The organism is Janthinobacterium sp. PSPC1-1, from assembly GCF_049897625.1.
GTDB lineage: Bacteria > Pseudomonadota > Gammaproteobacteria > Burkholderiales > Burkholderiaceae_D > Janthinobacterium > Janthinobacterium tructae.
This window is the reverse complement of sequence record NZ_JAFCWP010000003.1, coordinates 1-21,253: the sequence shown is the minus strand read 5'-3', so window position 1 is coordinate 21,253 and position 21,253 is coordinate 1. Positions and strand designations below refer to the sequence as shown.

Sequence of the window (21,253 nt, the reverse complement as noted above, 5' to 3'; positions counted from 1 at the left end):
ACCATGACTATTGCTTGGCAGCACTTCACGCCGTGGGCCTCGCTGGCCGGCGGCATGCTGATCGGTTTGGCGGCTGCGCTATTGATCCTGTTCAATGGGCGCATCGCCGGCATCAGCGGCATCCTCGGCGGCTTGCTGCGCCCGCGCAGTGGCGACCTGGGCTGGCGCATCGCCTTTCTTGCCGGGCTGATCGGCACGCCCCTGCTGTGGCAGTTGTGGCAAGCCTTGCCGCCCGTGCAGATCGAGGCGGGCACGTTGGCCCTGACCGTGGCGGGCTTGCTGGTGGGTGTGGGCGTGCGCTATGGCGCCGGCTGCACCAGCGGCCACGGCGTGTGCGGCCTGTCGCGCCTGTCACCGCGTTCGCTGGCGGCCACTTGTGTCTTCATGGCGGCCGGTTTCCTCACCGTCTATTTGTTGCGCCACCTATGAGCAAGCTACTCCTTTCCCTGTTGAGCGGCCTCGTCTTTGGCCTGGGCCTGATCGTCTCCGGCATGAGCAACCCGGCCAAGGTACTCGGTTTCCTCGACCTGGCCGGTGCCTGGGATCCGTCCCTGGCGCTGGTGATGGGCGGCGCCATCGTCGTGGCCATGCCCGCCTTCTGGCTGGCAGGACGGCGCAGCACGGCGCTGCTGGGCGAACCCATGCAATTGCCCGCGTCGCGCCGCATCGACCGGCGCTTGCTGCTGGGCAGCCTGGCCTTTGGCGCGGGCTGGGGCATCGCCGGTTTCTGTCCCGGTCCCGCCCTCGTCTCCCTGCTGGCGGGCCAGCCGAAGGCGTGGATTTTTGTGGGCGCGATGCTGGCCGGCATGTTTCTGTTTGAAGTGCTGGAGCGCCGCAAGCTGTCCGCGCCGGCCTGAGACGGTACAATCTGGCGCATCGCCACTTTGGATACCGCTTACATGACAACCGTGATTTTCCGCGCCGGCGCGCGCGCCGCCCTGCTGTGCAGCATGCTGGCGCTGGCCGCCTGCGGCAGTTTGCTGAAGAAGGAAGCCCCGCCCGCTCCCGCACCCGTGGCCGACACCTTGCCCAATCCGCAAGTGCTGCTGCTGGGCGAAGTGCATGACAATGCGCAAGGCCAGCGCCTGCGCGTCGCCGAGTTGCAGCGCCGGCTGGCGGCTGGCTGGCGTCCCGTGATTGTCATGGAGCAATTCGATCGCGAAAACCAGGCCTTGCTGACGCGCGCCGCACGCGATTGCGCCGACCCCGATTGCATCATCCGCGTGATGGAACAGCCGCGCTGGGACTGGAGCTTGTACCGGCCCATGCTGGATCTCGTCATCAGCTATCAATTGACCCTGGTCGCCGGCAATTTGTCGCCGGCCGATGCTTCGCGCATCGTGCGCGACGGTATCCAGTGGGCCATGCCGCCCGCCATGGTGGCCACTTACCTGGCCGCGCCCGTGCCGGCCGATATTCTGGAAGGGCAACAGAAGGAAGTGCAGGCGGCCCGCTGCAATATGCTGCCCGACATGATGATGAAAGGTGTCGTCAACGCCCAGGTGGCGCGCGATATCTGGATGGCCAAGCTGATCCGCGACCAGGCACCGCGCGACGTGGTGCTGATCGCCGGCAATGAGCATGTGCGCAAGGATATCGGCGTGCCCCGCTGGCTGAAGCTGTCCGACCCGCAACTGAACGTGCGCAGCATCGGCTACCTGGAGCAGGGCGGCAGCGGCTACAAGGGCACGTTTGACTTGACGCAAACGATGCCGGCGCAGCCGCGCCCGGACCCTTGCTTAAAGTTTAAGTAATAAGGTTCAAGAAATAATCACTGCTGCACCCGCACCAGGGCGCTGACCCGGCTTGCCGTATTGAGCAGTTTCGGCAAGCTGTGTTCCAGCAAATGCGCCACGGACGGCCCCGCCGTCTGGCCGCTGACATTGATCGCCGCCACCACCTTGCCGGCCCGGTCGAACACGGGCGCGGCCAGGGCGATCAAGCCCTGTTCCAGCTCTTCCTGCACCAGGCACCAGCCCTGGCGCCGCACTTGCGCAATCTCTTCCATCAAGACCTCGATATCGACCTTAGTCGCCGGCGTGATTTTCAGCAATGCCATCTTCGACAGCCGTTCGCGCAACGCTTCGGGCGCCAGGCCCGACAGCAAGACACGTCCCATCGAGGTGCAGTAGGCGGGCAGGCGGCTGCCGATGCCCAGGTTGATCGACATGGTGCGGTGCGCGGACAGGCGCACGACATACACGATGTCATCGCCGTCGAGCACGGTGGCCGAGCACGACTGGCGCAAGGTCTGCATCAATTCTTCCAGCAGCGGCTGCGCCTGCGTCCACACGGGCAAGGACGACAGGTAGGCGTAACCGAGGTCGAGCACCTTGGGCGTCAAACGGAACAGCCGTCCATCCGCTTCCACATAACCGAGATGCAGCAAGGTGAGCAGGATGCGCCGCGCGCCCGCGCGCGTCAGCTGCGCCCGTTCCGCCACTTCGCTCAGGGTCTGCTGCGGCGCCTGCGCGCCAAAGCTGCGCAAGACGGCCAGGCCCCGAGCGAACGATTGCACATAGCTGTCGCCGGGACGGGGGGCGCCATCGGCATCAGGGAGTTCTTCGGCGGAAACGGGCGTGCTGCGGCGGTCGGTCATGGCGATTCCAATGGGGCAAGGTGGCAATTATAGCCATGGCGCTGGTGAAAACGGCAAATTGACAAGCGCGCCGATCAGGCATATTCTCACGAATAAGTTCTAAATACGAATATTTGTTCGGTATGCGAACAAATAGACTATGGGTTTGATTGAGAGGAGACAGGCAATGATCGACAAACTGCGTTCCAGCGTGCTTGATGCGCTGGCCGATATCCACGATGGCGCCACCGTCATGATTGGCGGCTTTGGCGGCGCAGGCCAGCCGGCCGAGCTGATCGACGGCTTGATCGCCCAGGGCGCGCGCGACCTCGTCATCGTCAACAACAATGCGGGCAATGGCGACACGGGCCTGGCCGCCCTGCTGAAAAACGGGCAGGTGCGCAAGATCATCTGCTCGTTCCCGCGCCAGGCCGATTCCCACGTCTTCGACGCCCTATACCGCGCGGGCAAGCTGGAACTGGAACTGGTGCCGCAGGGCAACCTGGCCGAGCGCATCCGTGCCGCCGGCGCCGGCATCGGCGGCTTTTTCACGCCCACGGGTTATGGCACGGACTTGGCCAAGGGCAAGGAAACACGCGAGATCGATGGCCGCATGTATGTATTCGAGTCGCCCATCCACGCCGATTTTGCGCTGATCAAGGCGGAGCAGGGCGACCGCTGGGGCAACCTGACTTACCGCAAGACGGCGCGCAACTTCGGCCCCATCATGGCCATGGCCGCGACAGTCAGCATTGCTTCCGTGCATGAAGTTGCCGAGCTTGGCAGCATCGACCCCGAATACGTCATCACGCCGGGCCTGTTCGTGCAGCGCATCGTGCAAGTGCCGCGCACGGCCACCGGCCCCGCCGGCTTCAAAGCTGCCTGAGGAGTATCAAGTGAACAAATGGAATCGAGATCAAATGGCGGCCAAGGTGGCGGCCGACATCCATGAAGGCAGTGTCGTGAACCTGGGCATCGGCTTGCCGACCCTGGTGGCGAATCACTTGCCGGCCGGTGCGGAGATCATCCTGCACAGCGAAAACGGCGTGATCGGCATGGGCCCCGCGCCCGCACCCGGCGAGGAAGACTACGACCTGATCAACGCGGGCAAGCAGCCCGTCACCTTGCTGCCCGGCGGCAGCTATTTTCATCACGCCGACAGCTTCGCCATGATGCGCGGCGGCCACCTGGACATCTGCGTGCTGGGCGCGTTTCAAGTGTCCGCCACGGGCGACCTGGCCAACTGGCACACGGGCGCCCCGGACGCCATTCCTGCCGTGGGCGGGGCCATGGACCTGGCCATCGGCGCGAAAAAAACCTGGGTCATGATGGAATTGCTGACCAAGACGGGGGAAAGCAAGCTGGTGCAGGCCTGCACGTATCCGCTGACGGGTATCGCTTGCGTCAGCCGCATCTACAGCGACCTGGCCGTGCTCGACCTGGGACCAAACGGCGCCACCGTCGTCGAGCTGGCCGATGGCCTGAGTTTTGAACAGCTGCAAGCCTTGACGGCCGTGCCGCTGACGGATGCCCGCTAATCCAACATCAAACCACTTTCTTGGAGGAAAGAACATGACCCACGCATACATTTGCGACGCCCAGCGTACGCCATTTGGCCGCTACGGCGGCAGCCTGTCCGGCGTGCGCGCCGACGACCTGGGCGCCGTGCCCATCCGTGCCTTGATGGCGCGCAACCCCCACGTGGACTGGACGGCCGTCACGGATGTGCTGTACGGCTGCGCCAACCAGGCGGGCGAGGACAACCGCAACGTGGCGCGCATGGCCGCCTTGCTGGCCGGCTTGCCCGACAGCGTGCCGGGCGCCACCCTGAACCGCCTGTGCGGCTCGGGCCTGGACGCCATCGGCAGCGCCGCGCGCTTCATCAAGAGCGGCGAGGCGGGCTTGCTGATCGCCGGCGGCGTGGAAAGCATGAGCCGCGCACCGTTTGTCATGGGCAAGGCGGACAGCGCCTTTGCGCGCGGCACGAAAATGGAAGACACGACCATCGGTTGGCGCTTCATCAACCCCTTGATGAAGGCGCAGTACGGCGTCGATTCGATGCCGGAAACGGCGGAAAACGTGGCCAGCGATTTTGGCATCAGCCGCGCGGACCAGGATGCGTTCGCCCTGGCCAGCCAGGTCAAGGCGCTGGCGGCGCAGCAGGCGGGCGTGTTCGACAGTGAAATCTGTCCTGTCAGCATCGCCCAAAAGAAGGGCGAGTCCATCGTCGTCTCCCGCGACGAGCATCCGCGCGCCACCACGCTGGACACCCTGGCCAAATTGAAGCCCGTCGTGCGCGCGGATGGCACGATTACGGCCGGCAACGCGTCCGGCGTCAACGATGGCGCGGCGGCCCTGTTGCTGGCCGACGAGGCCAACGCGGCCCGTTTTGGCCTGACGCCCCGCGCCCGCGTGGTGGCCATGGCGACGGCCGGTGTGGCGCCGCGCATCATGGGCATCGGCCCCGCGCCCGCCACCCTGAAAGTGCTGGCCATGACGGGTTTGAGCCTGGCCGACTTCGACGTCATCGAACTGAACGAAGCGTTTGCCGCGCAAGGCCTGGCCGTGCTGCGCCAGCTGGGTGTGCGCGACGACGATGCGCGCGTCAACCCGAACGGCGGCGCCATCGCCCTCGGTCATCCGCTGGGTGCCTCGGGTGCGCGCCTGGCCATGACGGCCGTCAACCAGCTGCACCGCACGGGCGGGCGCTATGCGCTCTGCACCATGTGCATCGGCGTGGGGCAGGGTATTGCGCTGGTGCTGGAACGGGTCTGATCCTGCGCCCCCGGGCAGGCGCCATGCACTGTGCACTGACACAAGATGCGGCATCGGCATCGGCCAGGGCATCGCGCTGGTGCTGGAGCGGGTTTGACCCTGCGCGCCCATAGGCGAAAAAAAGTTGCCGGCGCTACGTATTAACGCGTATGCCGGGCGGCTTTTTGACCCGGATCAAGGGCGTATGATGCAAAACCAGCCCGGGCAACCGGGCTGGCGCTGGCTTTTTTACACGAACAAGAAGACTGATATGACATCCCACGATACTCCGCATGACGTTGCGCAGCTGACTTCCCAGCAGCGCATCAAGGCCATCATTGGCGCTTCCTCCGGTAACCTGGTCGAATGGTTCGACTTCTACATTTACTCGTTCTGCGCGCTGTACTTCTCGCACGCTTTCTTCCCTTCCGGTAACCCGACCACGCAACTGCTGCAGACGGCCGGCATCTTTGCCGCCGGCTTCCTCATGCGTCCCGTGGGCGGCTGGCTGTTCGGCCGCATCGCCGACAAATACGGCCGGCGCCAGTCGATGATGATTTCCGTGCTGATGATGTGCGGCGGCTCGCTGATGATCGCCGTGCTGCCCACCTATGAAACCATCGGTGCCTTTGCGCCGTTCCTGCTGCTGGTGGCGCGGCTGTTCCAGGGCCTGTCCGTTGGCGGCGAATACGGTACCAGCGCCACCTACATGAGCGAAGTGTCGGAATCGGGCAGGCGCGGCTTCTTTGCCTCGTTCCAGTACGTGACCCTGATCGGCGGCCAATTGCTGGCGCTGCTGGTGCTGGTGGTCTTGCAACAATTGCTAACGCTGGAAGAATTGCGCGCCTGGGGCTGGCGCATCCCGTTTGTATTTGGCGCCCTGGCTGCCCTCGTGTCGCTTAACCTGCGTAAATCCCTGACGGAAACGACCACCGCCAGCGAGCGCAAGGACAAGGACGCGGGCAGCCTGCGCGGCTTGCTCAAGCACAAGCGCGCCTTCATCACGGTACTCGGCTTTACGGCCGGCGGCTCGCTGGTGTTCTACACGTTTACCACTTACATGCAGAAATACCTGGTCAACACGGCCGGCATGGATACCAAGACGGCCAGCGCCGTCATGACCTGCGCTCTGCTCGTCTACATGATTTTGCAACCGGTGTTCGGCGCCCTGTCCGACCGCATCGGCCGCCGTACCTCGATGCTGTTCTTCGGTGGCCTGGCCACCCTGTGCGTGCTGCCGATCATGCATGCATTGAAAGACATCACCAGCCCGTACGCGGCGTTTGGCCTGATCATCATCGCGTTGGCCATCATCAGTTTCTATACGTCGATCAGCGGTTTGATCAAGGCGGAAATGTTCCCCGTCGAAGTGCGCGCGCTGGGCGTGGGCCTGTCGTACGCGGTCGCCAACGCCATGTTCGGCGGTTCGGCCGAATACGTGGCGCTGCAGTTCAAGGCCTGGCATGTGGAAGACTACTTCTACTGGTACGTGACCGTCATGTGCCTGATTTCCTTCATCGTCGCCATCCGCATGCCGGACCCGAGCCGCTCGGGACTGCTGAAGTAACGTTGTCGTAAAATGGGGGACACTGCGGTGTCCCCTTTTTCATCACCGCCTTTTTATCGTGCCGATCAGGAGTCTTCATGTCGTATGTCATTCCCGCCGCCATCCAGCCCAGCGTTCCCGTCACCGGCAGCGTTGATACTTTCCCAGTCCACCGTATCTATTGCGTGGGCCGCAACTATGTCGACCACGCCAAGGAAATGGGACACACGGGCCGCGAGGCGCCGTTTTTCTTCATGAAACCAAACGACGCCGTGCTGCCCGTGCCTGCCGGCACGACGGGCGAGTTGCCTTATCCGGCGCAAACGCAGGATTTCCAGCACGAGATGGAACTGGTGGTGGCCATCGGCAAGGGCGGCAGCGATATCGGCGTGGCCGATGCGCTGAGCCATGTATGGGGTTATGCGCTTGGCCTGGACATGACGCGCCGCGACGTGCAGGGTGCAGCGAAAAAGCAGGGCCGTCCATGGGAGACGGGCAAGGCCTTCGAGCACTCGGCGCCCATCGGCCCCATCACCCCGGCCGCGCTGGCGGGCGACGTCCAGCATGCTGCCATCACCCTGCACGTGAACGGTGAACTGCGTCAAAGCAGCAGCGTCGACATGCTGATCTGGAACGTGGCCGAGACCATCGCCGACCTGTCGACCTATTTCACCCTGCAGCCAGGCGACCTGATCTACACGGGCACGCCGGCCGGCGTGGCGGCCGTGCAGCGCGGCGACGAGCTGGTGGGGGCCATCGATGGCCTGGGCACTTTACGCGTGAAAGTGGTCTAAGCTTTCCAGGAGACAGGCATGATGAGCGATACTTATGCAGTAGTGCAACCCACGCGCGCCGAGATCGATGCCCTAGCGGGGCCGGCCCTGCTGGAATTCGGCACGGGCTGGTGCGGCCATTGCCGTGCCACCCAGGCGCCGCTGGCCGCCGCGTTTGCGCAGCACCCCGGGGTGCTGCACCTGCGCGTCGAAGACGGCCCCGGCCGCGCGCTCGGGCGCTACTTCCGGGTGAAGCTGTGGCCGACCCTGATCTTTTTGAAAGATGGCCAGGAAGTGGCGCGTCTCGTGCGTCCGCTCGACAGCCGCGAGATCGAGCAGACTTTTGCATTGATTGATGCATAGGTCGGCGTAGGTCGGCGTAGGTCGGCTTAGCGCAGCGTAAGCCGACACCACCGCACTGCATGCTCTAACACAACTTCTTGCCGCACTGCACCACTGCGCGTATGATAAGCCGCTTACAGCAAGATCAACCGCATCCTTAGTGATGCAGCGCGATGATCGCCGGCCCGCTCCACCCGGAGGGGCCGCAGGCAAGGATTCACCACAAATGACCGATGCCGCGATGCCGACGCGCGGGTCTGGTACGGAATGCCTGGCGATACGCCGGGCCTGATACACGTCGCCCATCCCCTGACGCTTTTCCTGCCGTGCCCCGGGTAACCGGATGGCGCACGACCGTTGTTTCTCTAAATCAGCACTGATCACAGCGCGATAGCGCGCGTTGCCGGCAGTTCGCTACGGCAACAAAAACCGTTGTTTTTGTTTGCAAATTTAATAGCAAATGCGCGGCAAATGCGTGCGTGCACGGCTATGATATGCCAACAACGCGCCTAGACAACGTGCTGTGCTGCTGCCTGAAAAAACATCCAGAGAATGGCCTTTAGACACCCTCCCCAAGGAGCGCAGTAAATGAGCACCCCCCCCAAGAAAAATTCCCCCGGCACGGTGCTGTTCGCCAGCCTGATCGGCACCACCATCGAGTTCTTCGACTTTTATATTTACGCCACTGCCGCCGTGCTGGTGTTCCCGAAACTGTTTTTCCCTGCCGGCGACCCGTCGGCCGCCGTGCTGCAGTCGCTGGCCACGTTTGCCATCGCCTTCTTCGCTCGCCCCATCGGTTCGGCCGTATTCGGCCACTTCGGCGACCGCATCGGCCGCAAGGCCACTCTCGTGGCGGCCTTGCTGACCATGGGTATCTCGACCGTCATCATCGGCTTGCTGCCGACGTATGCCGCCATCGGCACCCTGGCGCCGTTGCTGCTGGCGCTGTGCCGTTTCGGCCAAGGCCTGGGCCTGGGCGGAGAATGGGGTGGTGCGGTGCTGCTGGCCACGGAAAACGCGCCACCGGGCAAACGCGCCTGGTACGGCATGTTCCCGCAGCTGGGCGCGCCAATCGGCTTCTTCCTGTCGGGCGGTATCTTCCTGCTGCTCAGCGAAACCCTGACCGATGAGCAATTCTTCAGCTATGGCTGGCGCATCCCCTTCCTGGCCAGCGCGCTGCTGGTCATCGTCGGCCTGTATGTGCGTCTGAAGATCACGGAAACACCGGATTTCCAGAAAGTCATCGAGAAGAACGAAGTCGTCAAACTGCCGGTCGCCACCGTGTTCCGCCAGCATGGCCGCATGCTGTTCCTGGGCACCATCATTGCCCTGGCCACCTTCGTGCTGTTCTACCTGATGACGGTGTTTGCCTTGAGCTGGGGTACGACCAAGCTGGGCTTCACGCGCAAGGAATTCCTCGTCGTGCAGCTGTTTGCCGTGCTGTTCTTTGCGCTGACGATTCCGTTTTCGGCCGTGCTGGCCGACCGCCGCGGCCGCCGCGCCACCATGATCTGGGTTTCCGTCGCCATCGCCATCTTCGGCCTGGTGCTGGCGCCCATGTTCGGCTCCGGCGTGACGTGGGAAGTGACGCTCTTCATGGCTGTCGGCCTGGGCCTGATGGGCATGACCTACGGACCGCTGGGCACCATGCTGTCCGAGCTGTTCCCGCCCGAAGTGCGCTACACGGGCGCCTCGCTGACGTTCAACCTGGCCGGTATCCTTGGCGCCTCGCTGGCGCCGTACATCGCCACCTGGCTGGCCACCAACCATGGCTTGCAATACGTGGGCTATTACCTGTCGCTGGCCGCCGTGCTGACTCTGGGCGCGCTGCTGATGGTGGGCAAGCCGAGGGCAGGCAAGGAAGCCTGGGAATAAACGCCCGCGCTAGCTGAATCCCCGAAGCCGCCAGCTGCACACAGCTGGCGGCTTTTTTTGTCGGTAAAACACCACGCTGCACGCCTGCCGAGATTCTTGTTGACAGTCAAAATCGGCTGGTGGTAAGGTGTGCACACGTGTGCAATGCAGTGCAAACCCCTGGAAAGCACATCCCGGGACAGTGACACCGCAAGATAGCGGTGCGGTCTGAAGTACCACAACGACAACAAACTTGGAGTGAGACGATGAAGATGCGCAATGTTGCGATTGTTATTAGCCTGGCCCTGCCGATGACGGCCATGGCCGCCGATGAGCGCCTGTCCGTGCTGTGTTCGGCCGACATGGAATGGTGCCAGCTGATGAAGAACCGCTTTGAGGCGGAAAGCAAGATCAAGGTATCGATGATCAGGAAGAGCGCGGGCGAGGCGTACGCGAAGATCCGCGCCGAAGCATCGAACCCGAAATCGGACATCTGGTGGGGCGGCACGGGCGACCCGCACCTGCAAGCCGCCGCCGAAGGCTATACGGAAGAATACAAGTCGCCCACCCTGCCCAAGCTGCAGCCGTGGGCGCTCAAGCAGGCCGAGACGGCCAAGTACCGCACCGTCGGCATCTACATCGGCATCCTGGGGCTGGCTTACAACGAAAACGTGCTGAAGAAGAAAAACCTGCCGCCGCCCCAATGCTGGAAAGACCTCGTCAAGCCCGCCTACAAGGGCGAGATCGAGATGGCCAACCCGAATTCCTCGGGCGCCGCCTATAACGCGCTGGCCACCGTGGTGCAGCTGTTCGGCGAAGAGGAAGCCTTCGATTACCTGGCGAAAATGGGCCAGAACGTCAGCAAGTATCCGAACGCGGGCGTGGCGCCCGGCGAAGACGTGGGCCGCGGCGAAGCGGGCGTGGCCATCGGCTTCATGCATGACCTGATGAAACTCACCGTGGCCGGCTTTCCCGTGAAAGTCTTGCCGCCCTGCGAAGGCACGGGTTACGAGATCGGTTCGATGAGCATCGTCAAGGGTGCGAAAAACATGGAGCAGGCAAAAAAATTCTATGAATTCGCCCTGCGTCCCGACGTGCAGAGCGAAGCCGTGAAAGCGCTGGCCTTCCAGATCCCGTCCAACGTGGCCGCCACCATTCCCGCCGCCTCGCCGCGCCTGGAAAACATCAAAACCATCAACTACGACTTCGCCAAGTATGGCGCCTCGGACACGCGCAAGCGCTTATTGCAACGCTGGACGACACAGATTTATTCTGCCGGCAATTAAGGCGTAAAGACTGTCATCGTACCGAGCCTGCCGCATGCCGCAACGGCCATGCCGGCGGGCCTACTTAGCTGGATAGAGACCTCATGAAAAAGATATTTTACGGCTGGCTGCTGGCCGCCCTGGCAGCGTTGTGCCTGTTGCCCTGGCAGCAGCAGGAAGCGGGACTGTTCGCCGGCGAATGGCTGCGCGACGGCCAGTTCTTCAGTGACCGTGGCGCACCGGCCGTGCTGCACGTGCTGTCGTTCGGCGCCTGGCCGCTGGGCGTGTTCTTCGCCCTGATCGCTGCCAGCGCCGCGCTGGTGGCCGGCAATCCCCACCGCAAGACCTTGGGCCTGGGGCAGATCGCCATCGGCGCCACCGGCTTGCTGTGGCTGGCATGGCTGGGCTGGGGGCCGCTTGCCGCCAGCACCGGCCTGGGCTTCGGCGCGCTGCTGCTGGCGCTGTGCCTGCTGTTCCTCCTCACGTCGGGCGCGGCCGCCTGCGGCGTCTGCCGCGGCGACGCCTTCGTGGCCGGTGCCATCGGCCTCATCATTTGCCTGATCTCCCTGTTCGTGCTGTTCCCCGTCGCGCTGATCCTGGTCAGCGCCGGCCAGCCCATGGATGATGGCGGCACGGGCGCTGCCGCCCTGGCGCGCCGTCTGGCGGACCCCGGTATCTGGAGCCTCAATTGCGTGGCCGGTCCCGGCCGCTGCGGCGTGGCCTGGAATACCCTGGCGCTGGCCTTGCTGACGGGCGTGTCGGCCACCTTCCTCGGGCTCGTATTTGCCCTGCTGGTGACGCGCACCAATGGCCGCTGGGTACGTCCCATGCGCGCCATCACCATCTTGCCGATCGTGACGCCGCCCTTCGTGCTGGGTCTGGCCCTGATCCTGCTGTTCGGCCGCAACGGGGCCATCACGGGCCTGGTCGGCGATCTGTTTGGCATCGAGCAAAGCCGCTGGCTGTACGGCATGACGGGCGTGTGGCTGTCGCAGATGCTGGCCTTTGCGCCGATCGCCTTCATGACATTAATTGGTGTGGTGGAAGGCGTCAGTCCCTCGCTGGAAGAAGCGTCGGGCACCCTGGGCGCCAGCAGCTGGCAAACCTTCGTCAAGGTGTCGCTGCCCTTGATGCGTCCCGGCATCGCCAACGCCTTCCTGCTGTGCTTTATCGAAAGCATGGCCGACTTCGGCAACCCGATGGTCTTGGGCGGCAACTTCCACGTGCTGTCGACGGAAATCTTCTTTTCCGTGGTGGGCGCTTCGAACGATCAGGGCCGCGCCGCCACCCTGGCCATCGTCCTGCTGACCTTTGCCGTGGGCGCCTTCTTCATCCAGAACCTGTGGCTGGGCAAAAAGTCGTATGTGACGGTGACGGGCAAGGCCGACCACGGCGGCCATGCCTCGCTCAACCCGCGCCTGAAAACCATGCTGTGGACCATCGCCCTGCCATGGTTCGCCTTCACGGCCCTGATCTACGGCACGGTGGTGGCGGGCGGCTTCGTGAATAATTGGGGCCAGGACAATGCCTTTACCTTGCGCCATTACATCGACGCCTTCGGCATCACGGCGGGTGCTTCCGGCTGGCACTGGACGGGCCAGGCCTGGCCATCGCTGTTTACCACGTTGACGATTTCGGCCATCGCCGCGCCCTTGACGGCCTTTGTCGGCATCCTCTCGGCCTGGCTGCTGGTGCGCCAGCAATTCGCCCTGAAAAGCGCGTTCGAGTTCGGCACCATGCTCAGCTTTGCCATTCCAGGCACCGTCATCGGCATCAGCTATATCCTGGCGTTCAACTCGGCACCGATCGAGTTGACGGGCACTGCGACGATCTTGATCCTGTGCTTTGTTTTTCGCAACATGCCGATGGGCTTGCGCACGGGCATCGCCGCCATGCGCCAGCTCGACGGCAGCCTGGACGAGGCCTCGATCACCCTGGGCGCCAGCAGCTGGACCACCATGCGCAAGGTTATCCTGCCGCTGCTGCGCCCGGCCATCGCCTCGGCCCTCGTGTATGGCTTCGTGCGCTCGATCACGTCGATCTCGGCCGTCGTCTTCCTCGTCAGCGCCGATTACGACATGGCCACGTCCTACATCATCGGCCTGGTGTCGAACGGCAACTACGGCACGGCGATTGCCTACGCCACGGTCCTGATCGTCGTCATCCTGCTGTGCATCCAATTGATCCATTTGCTGGTCGGCAAGCGCCGCCTTCGCCGCGTCAGCGCCGAAAAAACGCTGCCGGCCACCGTTCCCAACCTGGAAAAGAGCTACGCATGAACCACTTTACTACCCACGCAACAGAGATTGCCGCGCTGGAATTCGATGGCGTTACCAAGCGCTACGGCAAGGCCCTGGCCGTGAACGATGTCTCGTTCACGATCGCGCCGCGCACCATGGTCACCCTGCTGGGGCCCAGCGGCTGCGGCAAGACCTCCACCCTGCGTTTGATCGCCGGCCTGGAACGCGTCAGCGCCGGGCGCATCCTGCTGGCCGGCGAGGACGTCACATTGACCTCCGCCGCCGAGCGCGACGTCAGCATGGTGTTCCAGTCCTACGCGCTATTCCCCCACATGACGGTGCTCGACAACGTGTGCTACGGCCTCATCGTGTCCGGCGAGACCAAGCCGCGCGCCGTGGAACGGGCGCAGGAAAGCCTGCGCCTGGTGGGCCTGGCCGATTTTGCTGCGCGCTTCCCGAACGAGTTGTCGGGCGGCCAGCAGCAGAGGGTGGCCGTGGCCCGTTCGCTGGTGCTGCAGCCCAAGGTGCTGCTGCTGGACGAGCCGCTGTCCAACCTCGACACGAAACTGCGCCGCCGCGTGCGCGACGAGATCCGCGACATCCAGGTCAAGCTGGGCCTGACTGCCGTGTATGTCACGCATGACCAGGAAGAGGCGCTGGCCATTTCCGACCAGATCATCGTCATGAACCGGCAGGTGATCGCGCAAAAGGGCACGCCGCACGAACTGTTCGAGTCGCCAGCCGACAAGTTCGTCGCAGACTTCATCTGCAACGCGAACATCGTCGATGGCGTGATCGAATCGGTGGCCGACGGCAAGGCTGTCTGCGTCATGGGCAAATTGCGGCTGCGGCTGCCATGCCGCAGCCAGCGCAGCGGCGAAGCGAGCTTTGCCGTGCGTCCGGAAGCGATCCTGCTGTCGCCCGCGCAGCCCGACAGCGCCATGGTGGTGCGCGTGGCGCGCGCCACCTATCTGGGGCGCGAAATGCAATACACGCTCGATACGCCGGTCGGCGAACTGTTTGCCGTCTCGCACGACTTGAGCCAGGTTTTCACGCAAGGCACATCGGTCGCCATGACCGTACACGAACATGGCGCAGCCATCATTGGAGGACAAGCATGACAGATATGACACAGGCAGCGGTACTGGCCGACGCGGCCACCCTGGAACGCTATGCCTACGCCCGGCACATCATCGGCCAGGCGGGCGAGATTGCGCTGGGCATGTTTCAGCGCCGCACAGAACTGGTGATCGAGGAAAAGGGCTTGCAGGATATGGTCAGCATCGCCGACCGCATGGTGGAGGATTTCCTGCGCGCGCAGATCGCCGAGCGCTTCCCCGAAGACGCCGTGGTGGGCGAGGAGCGGGGCGGTGGGGCCTCCGATGCGCGCTGCGTGTGGGTCATCGATCCCATCGATGGCACGGCCTGTTTCGTCAACGGCATGCTGGCCTGGTGCGTGTCGATCGGCGTGCTGGTCGACGGTCAGCCCGCCATCGGCGCCGTGTACGACCCGAATGCGGACGAGCTGTTCCACGCCTGCCTGGGGCAGGGTGCGTACGTGGCAGCAAAGGCGGGCGAAACGCGGCTGCGCGTCAACGACGTGGCCAGCCTGCAGGGCGGCGTGCTGGGCGTGGGCTTTTCGCACCGCGTCGGCACCGATACCTTTTTGCCGTTCCTGCTCGACGTGCTGGAAGAGGGCGGCATGTTCATCCGCAACGGTTCCGGTGCCTTGATGATCGCCTACGTGGCGGCCGGGCGCCTGATCGGTTATTTCGAGCCGCACATCAATTCCTGGGATTGCCTGGCGGGCATCGTGCTTGTCAATGAAGCGGGCGGGCGCTGCAATGATTTCCTGGCCGATAACGGCCTGGAAAAAGGCAACCCCATCCTGGTAGGCGGTCCCCGTTTGTATCCGCAACTGGAAGCACTGGCATTGCCGCGCTGCCAATAAATCATCTTCTTGAAAGGGGGGCAAGGGCGGCCCGCGGTGGGCGCGCGCAGGGAAACACACTGTTGAGCATCATGAGTAATCCACCACCATAAAAACAAGCAGGAGACAAAATGAAAAACGGGATGAAAAACGAGATGAACACCATGCAGTTGAACAAGATCGCCGCGGTATTGCTGCTGGTCGTACCAGGCTGCGTGCTGGCCGAATCGAGCGTCGTCGTGTACGGCCGCATTCATGCCGGCCTCGACCGTATAGAAACGTCGAGCTCGGCCACTGCGCCGAATGGCGAGTCGATTTCGCGCGTATCGGACAATTCCTCGAAGATCGGTTTCCGGGGAAGAGAAGACTTGGGCAATGGCAACACGGCCTTCTTCCAGATCGAGGGCAACGCCAAGCTTGACGATGGTACGGGCGCCATCAATAGCAAGGATACCTTTGTCGGGCTGGAAAACCCCGCCTATGGTCGCATCGCGCTGGGCCGCTTCGCCACGCCGATCCGCCAGATCAACGGCTACACCAACCGTTTCGTGGGCGAAGGCATCCAGGATGACGCCAACATTTCCCAGCTGGGCGGCGAAGGCTTCAACCGCCGCAGTTCGAACGCCGTCAGCTATCGCACGCCCGTAGTTCAAGGCTTCAGCGCCACTATTTACCGCGCCAGCGAAAACGAGGCATCGAATGGCGACCGCATCTATTCGGGCATCGTGCAATACGTGAACGGTCCCGTCAAGGGTGCCGTCGGCTATGAAAAGCACAAGGATTTGCGTCCCGGCTTCAGCGAAAAGATGTTCCGCGCCGTGGGCAATTACAACTTCGGCGGCGGCGACGTGGGCGTGGCCTGGAACCGCATGGTGTATGACGTGGCCGGCGGCGACTTGCAGCGCGACTACTTCACCATCACGGGCGCCTACAAGGCGGGCGGCGGTTCCTTCATCGGCCGCTTCGGCGTGGCAGGCGATGTCTCGGGCAGTGCGCCCAACGGCAGCAGCGTGACCATCAAGGCGACCACCCTGGTGCGCGGCGATGACAGCGGCGCCAAGCAGGCGACCCTGGGCTACGAGTATTACTTGTCCAAGCGCAGCACCGTCTATGCCTACTACACGCAGACGAATAACGACAAGAATGCCAACTACACGTTTGGCGGCAATGCCTTCGCCGCCACCAAGAAGGGTGCCAAGCTCAGCGGCGTAATGCTGGGCGTCATCCACTTGTTTTAACCTTTTTTGCCCGGATTTGCACACGTGTGCATTTTCGGGCGATGTACTACCGACTATCAAGGAGATGGAAATGATTCAAGTGGCATTGTTCGGCGCCGGGCGCATCGGCCGCATTCACGCCGGCAATCTGGTGCGCCAGCCTGGCGTGCGCCTGAAATACGTGGTCGACGTGCATGCGGGGGCGGCGGCGGAAGTGGCGGCCCTGCATGGCGCCAGCGTCGCCAGCGTGGAGGCGGTACTGGCCGACCCTGAAGTCAAGGCCGTGCTGATCGCGTCGAGCACGGATACGCATGCGGACCTGATCGTGCGCGCGGCGGCCGCCGGCAAGGCCATCTTTTGCGAAAAGCCCGTCGACCTGACCCTGGAGCGCGCGCGCGCCGCTGCGGCTGCCGTGAAGGATGCTGGCGTGCTGTGCATGATCGGCTTCCAGCGCCGCTACGACCCCACGTTTGCTGCCGTCAAGCAGCGCATCGCAGCGGGCGAGATCGGCACGCCGGAAGTACTCATCGTCACCAGCCGCGATCCGGGCCCGCCGCCCGTCAGCTATATCCAGGTTTCGGGCGGCATCTTCAAGGATATGCTGATCCACGATTTCGACATCTTCCGCTGGATACTCGACGATGAAGCCGTCAGCGTGCATGCCACGGGCAGCTGTCTCGTCGATCCCGCCATCGGCGCGGCGGGCGACCTCGATTGCACGGCCGTCACCATCCGCACGGCAAAAGGCCGCTTGTGCCAGATCAACACGACGCGCCGCGCCGCCTACGGCTACGACCAGCGCTTCGAAGTGCTGGGCAGCCTGGGCATGCTGCAGGCGGGCAATCACAAGCCGACGGAAGTGACGGCCTATGGCGCCATCAACGTCAGCGTGGACAAGCCGGAAGACTTTTTCCTGGAACGCTACCGCGCCGCCTACGCCAGCGAAATGGCGCACTTTTTCGATGCCTTTGCCCATGGCGCTCCCCTGCGCACCACCGTCAACGATGGCTTGAAAGCCCTGGAACTGGCCGAAGCGGCCACCGTGTCGTGGCGCGAGCAGCGCATCGTGCAACTGTCACAAGGAAGAATGTCATGAAGAATACGATTGAATTTGCCCAGGACCGGGCGCTCGACGTGATCTGCGTGGGCCGCCTGGCCGTGGACCTGTACGCGCAGCAGATCGGCAGCACCCTGGAAGATGCGACCAGCTTTGCCAAATACCTGGGCGGCTCGTCGGCGAATATCGCCTTCGGCACGGCCCGCCTGGGCCTGAAATCGGCCATGCTGTCGAAAGTGGGCGACGACCACATGGGCCGCTTCCTGACGGAGACCTTGTCGAAAGAGGGCTGCGACGTCAGCCACGTGGGCATCGACCGAGACCGCCTCACCGCCCTGGTGATGCTGGGCATCAAGGATAAAAACACTTTTCCCCTGATTTTTTACCGTGAAAATTGCGCCGACATGGCCATAGACGCATCCGCAGTCGACGCCGCCTTTATCGCTTCCAGCAAAGCCTTGCTGATCACCGGCACGCATTTCTCTACCGCTGCCATGCACGCCGTCAGTACGCAAGCATTGAAACTGGCCCGCGCCAACAACGTGCGCACGGTGCTCGACATCGATTACCGGCCCGTGCTGTGGGGCTTGTCGGGCAAGGCGGACGGCGAAACGCGTTTCGTCTCGAACGAAGGCGTCACCCGCCACTTGCAGGCCATCCTGCCGCAATTCGACTTGATCGTCGGCACGGAAGAGGAATTCATGATTGCCGGCGGTGGCGCCGACATCATGGCGTCCTTGCGCGCCGTGCGGGCGGTGAGCGGCGCGACCCTCGTCGTCAAGCGTGGACCGCTGGGCTGCGCCGTCATCGAGGCGGCCATTCCTGCTGGTCTCGATGAGGCGTTCAACTATCAGGGCGTGCGCGTGGAAGTCTTGAATGTGCTGGGTGCGGGCGATGCGTTTCTGTCTGGCTTCCTGAAAGGCTGGCTGCGCGGCGAGGATTACGAAGCGTGCTGCCGCTACGCGAATGGTTGCGGCGCTTTGGTCGTGTCGCGCCACGGTTGCGCACCAGCCATGCCTTCGCCCGTCGAGCTCGACTATTTCCTCGCCAACGCGGCCAAGCTGACCAGTCCTGACCAGGACGCCACCCTGGCGCGGCTGCACCGTACGACGGTGGTGCGCAAGGAGTGGAATGAGCTGTGCGTGTTCGCGTTTGACCACCGCACGCAATTTTTCGAGTTGGCCCAGCAGGGAGCTAGCGATGAAGCGCGGATTTCACAGCTGAAACAACTGTTCGTGCAAGCGGTGGGCCAGACGGAAGCGGCGCGCGGCATGCAGGGCGGCACGGGCGTACTGATCGATGACCGTTATGGCGTCGATGCGCTCAACGATGCGACGGGGCGCGGCTGGTGGATCGGCCGTCCAGTCGAGATGCCGGGTTCGAATCCCTTGCAATTTGACTGGGGCCGCTCACTGGCCTCCCGGTTGACGCAGTGGCCCAAGGAACACGTGATCAAGTGCCTGGTGCAGCTGCATCCGGACGATACGCCGGAAAATCGGCTGGAACAGGAAGCGCAAATCAAGGGTTTGTACGACGCGGCGCAGATCACGGGCCATGAATTGCTGCTGGAAATTATTCCTGCCAAGTCCCTGCCGCAGCACAACGATACCGTGTACCGTGCCGTCAAGCGCCTGTACAACCTGGGCATTTACCCCGAATGGTGGAAGCTGGAAAGCATGTCGGCCAAGCAATGGCAAGCCATCGATGCCCTGGTGCACGAGCGCGATCCGTATTGCCGTGGCGTTGTCTTGCTGGGCTTGAATGCCCCGATCGAAAAACTGGCCGCCAGTTTTGAGCAAGCCAGTGCCAGCACGACCTGCCGCGGCTTCATGGTGGGGCGCACCATTTTCCAGGAACCGAGCCGCCGCTGGCTGGCCGGAGACCTGGACGACGCGGGCCTGATCGCCGCCGTGCGCGCCAACTTCGAACAACTCATCAGCTTGTGGCAACGCACGCGCAATCGTCTGGAGCGTGCGGCATGAGCGCCACTATTCGGTTGACCATGGCGCAGGCGCTGGTGCGCTATCTGTCGGTATTGCGTACCGAGGACGGCCACCCCCTGTTCGGCGGCGCCTTCGCCATCTTTGGCCACGGCAATGTCGCTGGCCTGGGTGAAGCGCTGTACCAGTATCGCGATACTTTTCCCACGTATCGCGCCCACAACGAGCAGGCGATGGCGCACTCGGCCATTGCCTATGCGAAGGCGCACATGCGCCGGCGCATGATGGCCGTCACCAGTTCCATCGGCCCGGGCGCGACGAATTTGCTGACGGCCGCCGCCCTGGCGCACGTGAACCGCTTGCCGGTACTGCTCTTGCCGGGCGACGTATTCGTCTCGCGTGCGCCGGACCCGGTGCTGCAGCAGCTGGAAGATGGTAGCGACGGCAGCGTCTCGGTCAACGATGCGTTCAAGCCGCTGTCGCGCTACTTTGACCGCATTGTGTATCCGGAACAATTGCTGACGGCCTTGCCACGGGCGATTGCCGCCTTGACGGACCCGGCCGCCTGCGGTCCCGTCACCTTGTCGCTGCCGCAAGACGTGCAGACGATGGCATATGACTATCCGGCCGATTTTTTCGCACCGCGCATCGTGCGTTTCCGCGCCTTGCCGCCCATCGAGCAGGAACTGGAAGAAGCGGTGGAATTGCTGAAAAACGCCAGACAGCCGCTGATCGTGGCCGGTGGTGGCGTGCTGTACGGCAAGGCCAGCGCCGCCTTGCAGGCGTTTGCCGAACGGCATGGCATTCCCGTGGCGGAAACCCAGGCGGGCAAGAGTGCCTTGCCGTGGGACCACCCTTTGCAACTGGGCGCCATCGGCGTGACGGGCTCGCCTGCGGCGAATGCCCTGGCGTTTGATGCGGACGTGGTGCTGGCCGTCGGCACGCGCTTGCAGGATTTCACCACGGGCTCGAACTCCCTGTTTGCGCAGGCGCAACTGCTCAGCCTGAACGTCAACAGTTTTGATGCCTTGAAACGCCGGGGCCTGGGCTTGCAGGCGGACGCGACGCTCGGCTTGCAAGGCCTGTCGCGGCTGCTGGGCAGCTGGAACAGCGCGGGACAATGGATGGACCGGGCGCAGCAGGCGGGCAAGGCCTGGCGCGCGACGGTGGCATCCATCACCGGGAAAAGGGAAGTGGCCGGCTTGCCGTATGACGGCGAAGTCATCGGCGCCGTGCAGCGTTCATCCAGGGACTCCACCACCCGCGACATCGTCGTCTGCGCGGCAGGCACCTTGCCGGCCGAACTGCACAAGCTGTGGCGAACGGAAACACCGGGCGGCTACCACATGGAATACGGCTACTCATGCATGGGTTACGAGATTGCCGGCGGCCTCGGCGTCAAGATGGCGAAACCGGATGCCGAGGTGATTGTCATGGTGGGCGATGGCAGCTACCTGATGATGAATTCGGAAATCGCCACTTCCGTCATGCTGGGCAAAAAACTCATCATCGTCGTGCTCGATAATCGCGGTTACGGCTGCATCAACCGATTGCAGCAGGCCTGCGGCAATGCCTCGTTCAACAATATGTTGCCCGATAGCGCCCCGGTGATCGACTTTGCGCTGCATGCGCAGTCGCTGGGCGCGCTCTCCGAACACGTGGGGTCGATTGCTGAACTGGAACAGGCCATGCTGCGTGCCCGCGCCGCACCGCGTACGTATCTGATCTGCATCAATACGGACGACACGCGCACGACA

19 protein-coding genes are annotated in these 21,253 nt (G+C 63.4%); 18 read left to right on the top strand and 1 reads right to left on the bottom strand.

What is annotated here, in order from left to right:
* Positions 1-3: 3 nt before the first annotated feature.
* The 3 genes from ACP7EG_RS11140 to ACP7EG_RS11130 are packed head-to-tail and all read left to right on the top strand — an operon-like array spanning position 4 to position 1,754.
* Complete coding sequence (locus ACP7EG_RS11140) at positions 4-429, top strand: YeeE/YedE family protein (protein WP_426087651.1); 426 nt, start codon at positions 4-6, stop codon at positions 427-429.
* Positions 426-857 (top strand): DUF6691 family protein, encoded by a 432-nt coding sequence (locus ACP7EG_RS11135; protein WP_426087650.1) that lies wholly within the window; start codon positions 426-428, stop codon positions 855-857. Before ACP7EG_RS11140 ends, ACP7EG_RS11135 begins: the two co-directional genes overlap by 4 nt.
* A gap of 42 nt (positions 858-899) precedes the next feature.
* On the top strand, positions 900-1,754 hold the full coding sequence (locus tag ACP7EG_RS11130) for a ChaN family lipoprotein (RefSeq protein WP_426087649.1): 855 nt from the start codon (positions 900-902) through the stop codon (positions 1,752-1,754).
* Between the two features lie 17 nt (positions 1,755-1,771).
* On the opposite strand, the gene ACP7EG_RS11125 is transcribed toward ACP7EG_RS11130, so the two are convergent.
* Positions 1,772-2,599, bottom strand: coding sequence for an IclR family transcriptional regulator domain-containing protein (locus ACP7EG_RS11125; protein WP_426087648.1), 828 nt, complete (start codon positions 2,597-2,599; stop codon positions 1,772-1,774).
* Between the two features lie 166 nt (positions 2,600-2,765).
* Here ACP7EG_RS11125 and ACP7EG_RS11120 point away from each other — a divergent pair, with 166 nt between their 5' ends.
* From ACP7EG_RS11120 to iolD, 15 genes are all read left to right on the top strand, one after another.
* The gene (locus ACP7EG_RS11120; RefSeq protein WP_426087647.1) at positions 2,766-3,464 is read left to right on the top strand and encodes a 3-oxoacid CoA-transferase subunit A; all 699 of its coding nucleotides are present in this window, start codon (positions 2,766-2,768) and stop codon (positions 3,462-3,464) included.
* A 10-nt stretch (positions 3,465-3,474) separates the two neighbouring features.
* The gene (locus tag ACP7EG_RS11115) at positions 3,475-4,116 is read left to right on the top strand and encodes a 3-oxoacid CoA-transferase subunit B (RefSeq protein WP_426087646.1); all 642 of its coding nucleotides are present in this window, start codon (positions 3,475-3,477) and stop codon (positions 4,114-4,116) included.
* 34 nt (positions 4,117-4,150) lie between these two features.
* Positions 4,151-5,353: a 3-oxoadipyl-CoA thiolase gene (pcaF, locus tag ACP7EG_RS11110; RefSeq protein WP_426087645.1), complete on the top strand. Its 1,203-nt coding sequence runs from the start codon at positions 4,151-4,153 to the stop codon at positions 5,351-5,353.
* Positions 5,354-5,603: 250 nt separating this feature from the next.
* Positions 5,604-6,899, top strand: a complete 1,296-nt coding sequence (locus ACP7EG_RS11105) for an MFS family transporter (protein WP_071076010.1) — start codon at positions 5,604-5,606, stop codon at positions 6,897-6,899.
* Positions 6,900-6,976: 77 nt separating this feature from the next.
* Positions 6,977-7,672 (top strand): fumarylacetoacetate hydrolase family protein, encoded by a 696-nt coding sequence (locus tag ACP7EG_RS11100; RefSeq protein ID WP_426087644.1) that lies wholly within the window; start codon positions 6,977-6,979, stop codon positions 7,670-7,672.
* Positions 7,673-7,690: 18 nt separating this feature from the next.
* Complete coding sequence (locus ACP7EG_RS11095; protein ID WP_426087643.1) at positions 7,691-8,014, top strand: thioredoxin family protein; 324 nt, start codon at positions 7,691-7,693, stop codon at positions 8,012-8,014.
* Between the two features lie 567 nt (positions 8,015-8,581).
* Positions 8,582-9,868, top strand: coding sequence for an MFS transporter (locus ACP7EG_RS11090; RefSeq protein ID WP_141170666.1), 1,287 nt, complete (start codon positions 8,582-8,584; stop codon positions 9,866-9,868).
* Positions 9,869-10,113: 245 nt separating this feature from the next.
* On the top strand, positions 10,114-11,133 hold the full coding sequence (locus tag ACP7EG_RS11085; protein ID WP_426087642.1) for an ABC transporter substrate-binding protein: 1,020 nt from the start codon (positions 10,114-10,116) through the stop codon (positions 11,131-11,133).
* 83 nt (positions 11,134-11,216) lie between these two features.
* Positions 11,217-13,391: an ABC transporter permease gene (locus tag ACP7EG_RS11080; protein ID WP_257224982.1), complete on the top strand. Its 2,175-nt coding sequence runs from the start codon at positions 11,217-11,219 to the stop codon at positions 13,389-13,391.
* Positions 13,388-14,473, top strand: a complete 1,086-nt coding sequence (locus tag ACP7EG_RS11075; protein ID WP_099762212.1) for an ABC transporter ATP-binding protein — start codon at positions 13,388-13,390, stop codon at positions 14,471-14,473. Before ACP7EG_RS11080 ends, ACP7EG_RS11075 begins: the two co-directional genes overlap by 4 nt.
* Complete coding sequence (locus tag ACP7EG_RS11070; protein WP_099762213.1) at positions 14,470-15,303, top strand: inositol monophosphatase family protein; 834 nt, start codon at positions 14,470-14,472, stop codon at positions 15,301-15,303. The genes ACP7EG_RS11075 and ACP7EG_RS11070 overlap by 4 nt, the downstream gene beginning before the upstream one ends.
* Positions 15,304-15,413: 110 nt before the next feature.
* Positions 15,414-16,520, top strand: coding sequence for a porin (locus tag ACP7EG_RS11065; protein ID WP_426087641.1), 1,107 nt, complete (start codon positions 15,414-15,416; stop codon positions 16,518-16,520).
* Positions 16,521-16,590: 70 nt separating this feature from the next.
* Positions 16,591-17,595, top strand: a complete 1,005-nt coding sequence (iolG, locus tag ACP7EG_RS11060) for an inositol 2-dehydrogenase (protein WP_426087640.1) — start codon at positions 16,591-16,593, stop codon at positions 17,593-17,595.
* Positions 17,592-19,538 carry a bifunctional 5-dehydro-2-deoxygluconokinase/5-dehydro-2-deoxyphosphogluconate aldolase gene (locus ACP7EG_RS11055; protein WP_426087639.1) on the top strand — a complete coding sequence of 649 codons (1,947 nt, stop codon included), beginning with the start codon at positions 17,592-17,594 and terminating at the stop codon, positions 19,536-19,538. Before iolG ends, ACP7EG_RS11055 begins: the two co-directional genes overlap by 4 nt.
* The coding region (gene iolD / locus ACP7EG_RS11050; RefSeq protein WP_426087638.1) for a 3D-(3,5/4)-trihydroxycyclohexane-1,2-dione acylhydrolase (decyclizing) at positions 19,535-21,253 on the top strand (1,719 nt) is incomplete at its 3' end. The genes ACP7EG_RS11055 and iolD, both read left to right, overlap by 4 nt.

Excerpts from the sequence above, each read along its gene's own strand:
- ACP7EG_RS11140 (WP_426087651.1), top strand. The coding sequence starts at position 4 with ATGACTATTGCTTGGCAGCACTTCACGCCGTGGGCCTCGCTGGCCGGC.
- ACP7EG_RS11135 (WP_426087650.1), top strand. The coding sequence starts at position 426 with ATGAGCAAGCTACTCCTTTCCCTGTTGAGCGGCCTCGTCTTTGGCCTG.
- ACP7EG_RS11130 (WP_426087649.1), top strand. The coding sequence starts at position 900 with ATGACAACCGTGATTTTCCGCGCCGGCGCGCGCGCCGCCCTGCTGTGC.
- ACP7EG_RS11125 (WP_426087648.1), bottom strand. The coding sequence starts at position 2,599 with ATGACCGACCGCCGCAGCACGCCCGTTTCCGCCGAAGAACTCCCTGAT.
- ACP7EG_RS11120 (WP_426087647.1), top strand. The coding sequence starts at position 2,766 with ATGATCGACAAACTGCGTTCCAGCGTGCTTGATGCGCTGGCCGATATC.
- pcaF (WP_426087645.1), top strand. The coding sequence starts at position 4,151 with ATGACCCACGCATACATTTGCGACGCCCAGCGTACGCCATTTGGCCGC.
- ACP7EG_RS11105 (WP_071076010.1), top strand. The coding sequence starts at position 5,604 with ATGACATCCCACGATACTCCGCATGACGTTGCGCAGCTGACTTCCCAG.
- ACP7EG_RS11100 (WP_426087644.1), top strand. The coding sequence starts at position 6,977 with ATGTCGTATGTCATTCCCGCCGCCATCCAGCCCAGCGTTCCCGTCACC.
- ACP7EG_RS11095 (WP_426087643.1), top strand. The coding sequence starts at position 7,691 with ATGATGAGCGATACTTATGCAGTAGTGCAACCCACGCGCGCCGAGATC.
- ACP7EG_RS11090 (WP_141170666.1), top strand. The coding sequence starts at position 8,582 with ATGAGCACCCCCCCCAAGAAAAATTCCCCCGGCACGGTGCTGTTCGCC.
- ACP7EG_RS11085 (WP_426087642.1), top strand. The coding sequence starts at position 10,114 with ATGAAGATGCGCAATGTTGCGATTGTTATTAGCCTGGCCCTGCCGATG.
- ACP7EG_RS11080 (WP_257224982.1), top strand. The coding sequence starts at position 11,217 with ATGAAAAAGATATTTTACGGCTGGCTGCTGGCCGCCCTGGCAGCGTTG.
- ACP7EG_RS11075 (WP_099762212.1), top strand. The coding sequence starts at position 13,388 with ATGAACCACTTTACTACCCACGCAACAGAGATTGCCGCGCTGGAATTC.
- ACP7EG_RS11070 (WP_099762213.1), top strand. The coding sequence starts at position 14,470 with ATGACAGATATGACACAGGCAGCGGTACTGGCCGACGCGGCCACCCTG.
- ACP7EG_RS11065 (WP_426087641.1), top strand. The coding sequence starts at position 15,414 with ATGAAAAACGGGATGAAAAACGAGATGAACACCATGCAGTTGAACAAG.
- iolG (WP_426087640.1), top strand. The coding sequence starts at position 16,591 with ATGATTCAAGTGGCATTGTTCGGCGCCGGGCGCATCGGCCGCATTCAC.
- ACP7EG_RS11055 (WP_426087639.1), top strand. The coding sequence starts at position 17,592 with ATGAAGAATACGATTGAATTTGCCCAGGACCGGGCGCTCGACGTGATC.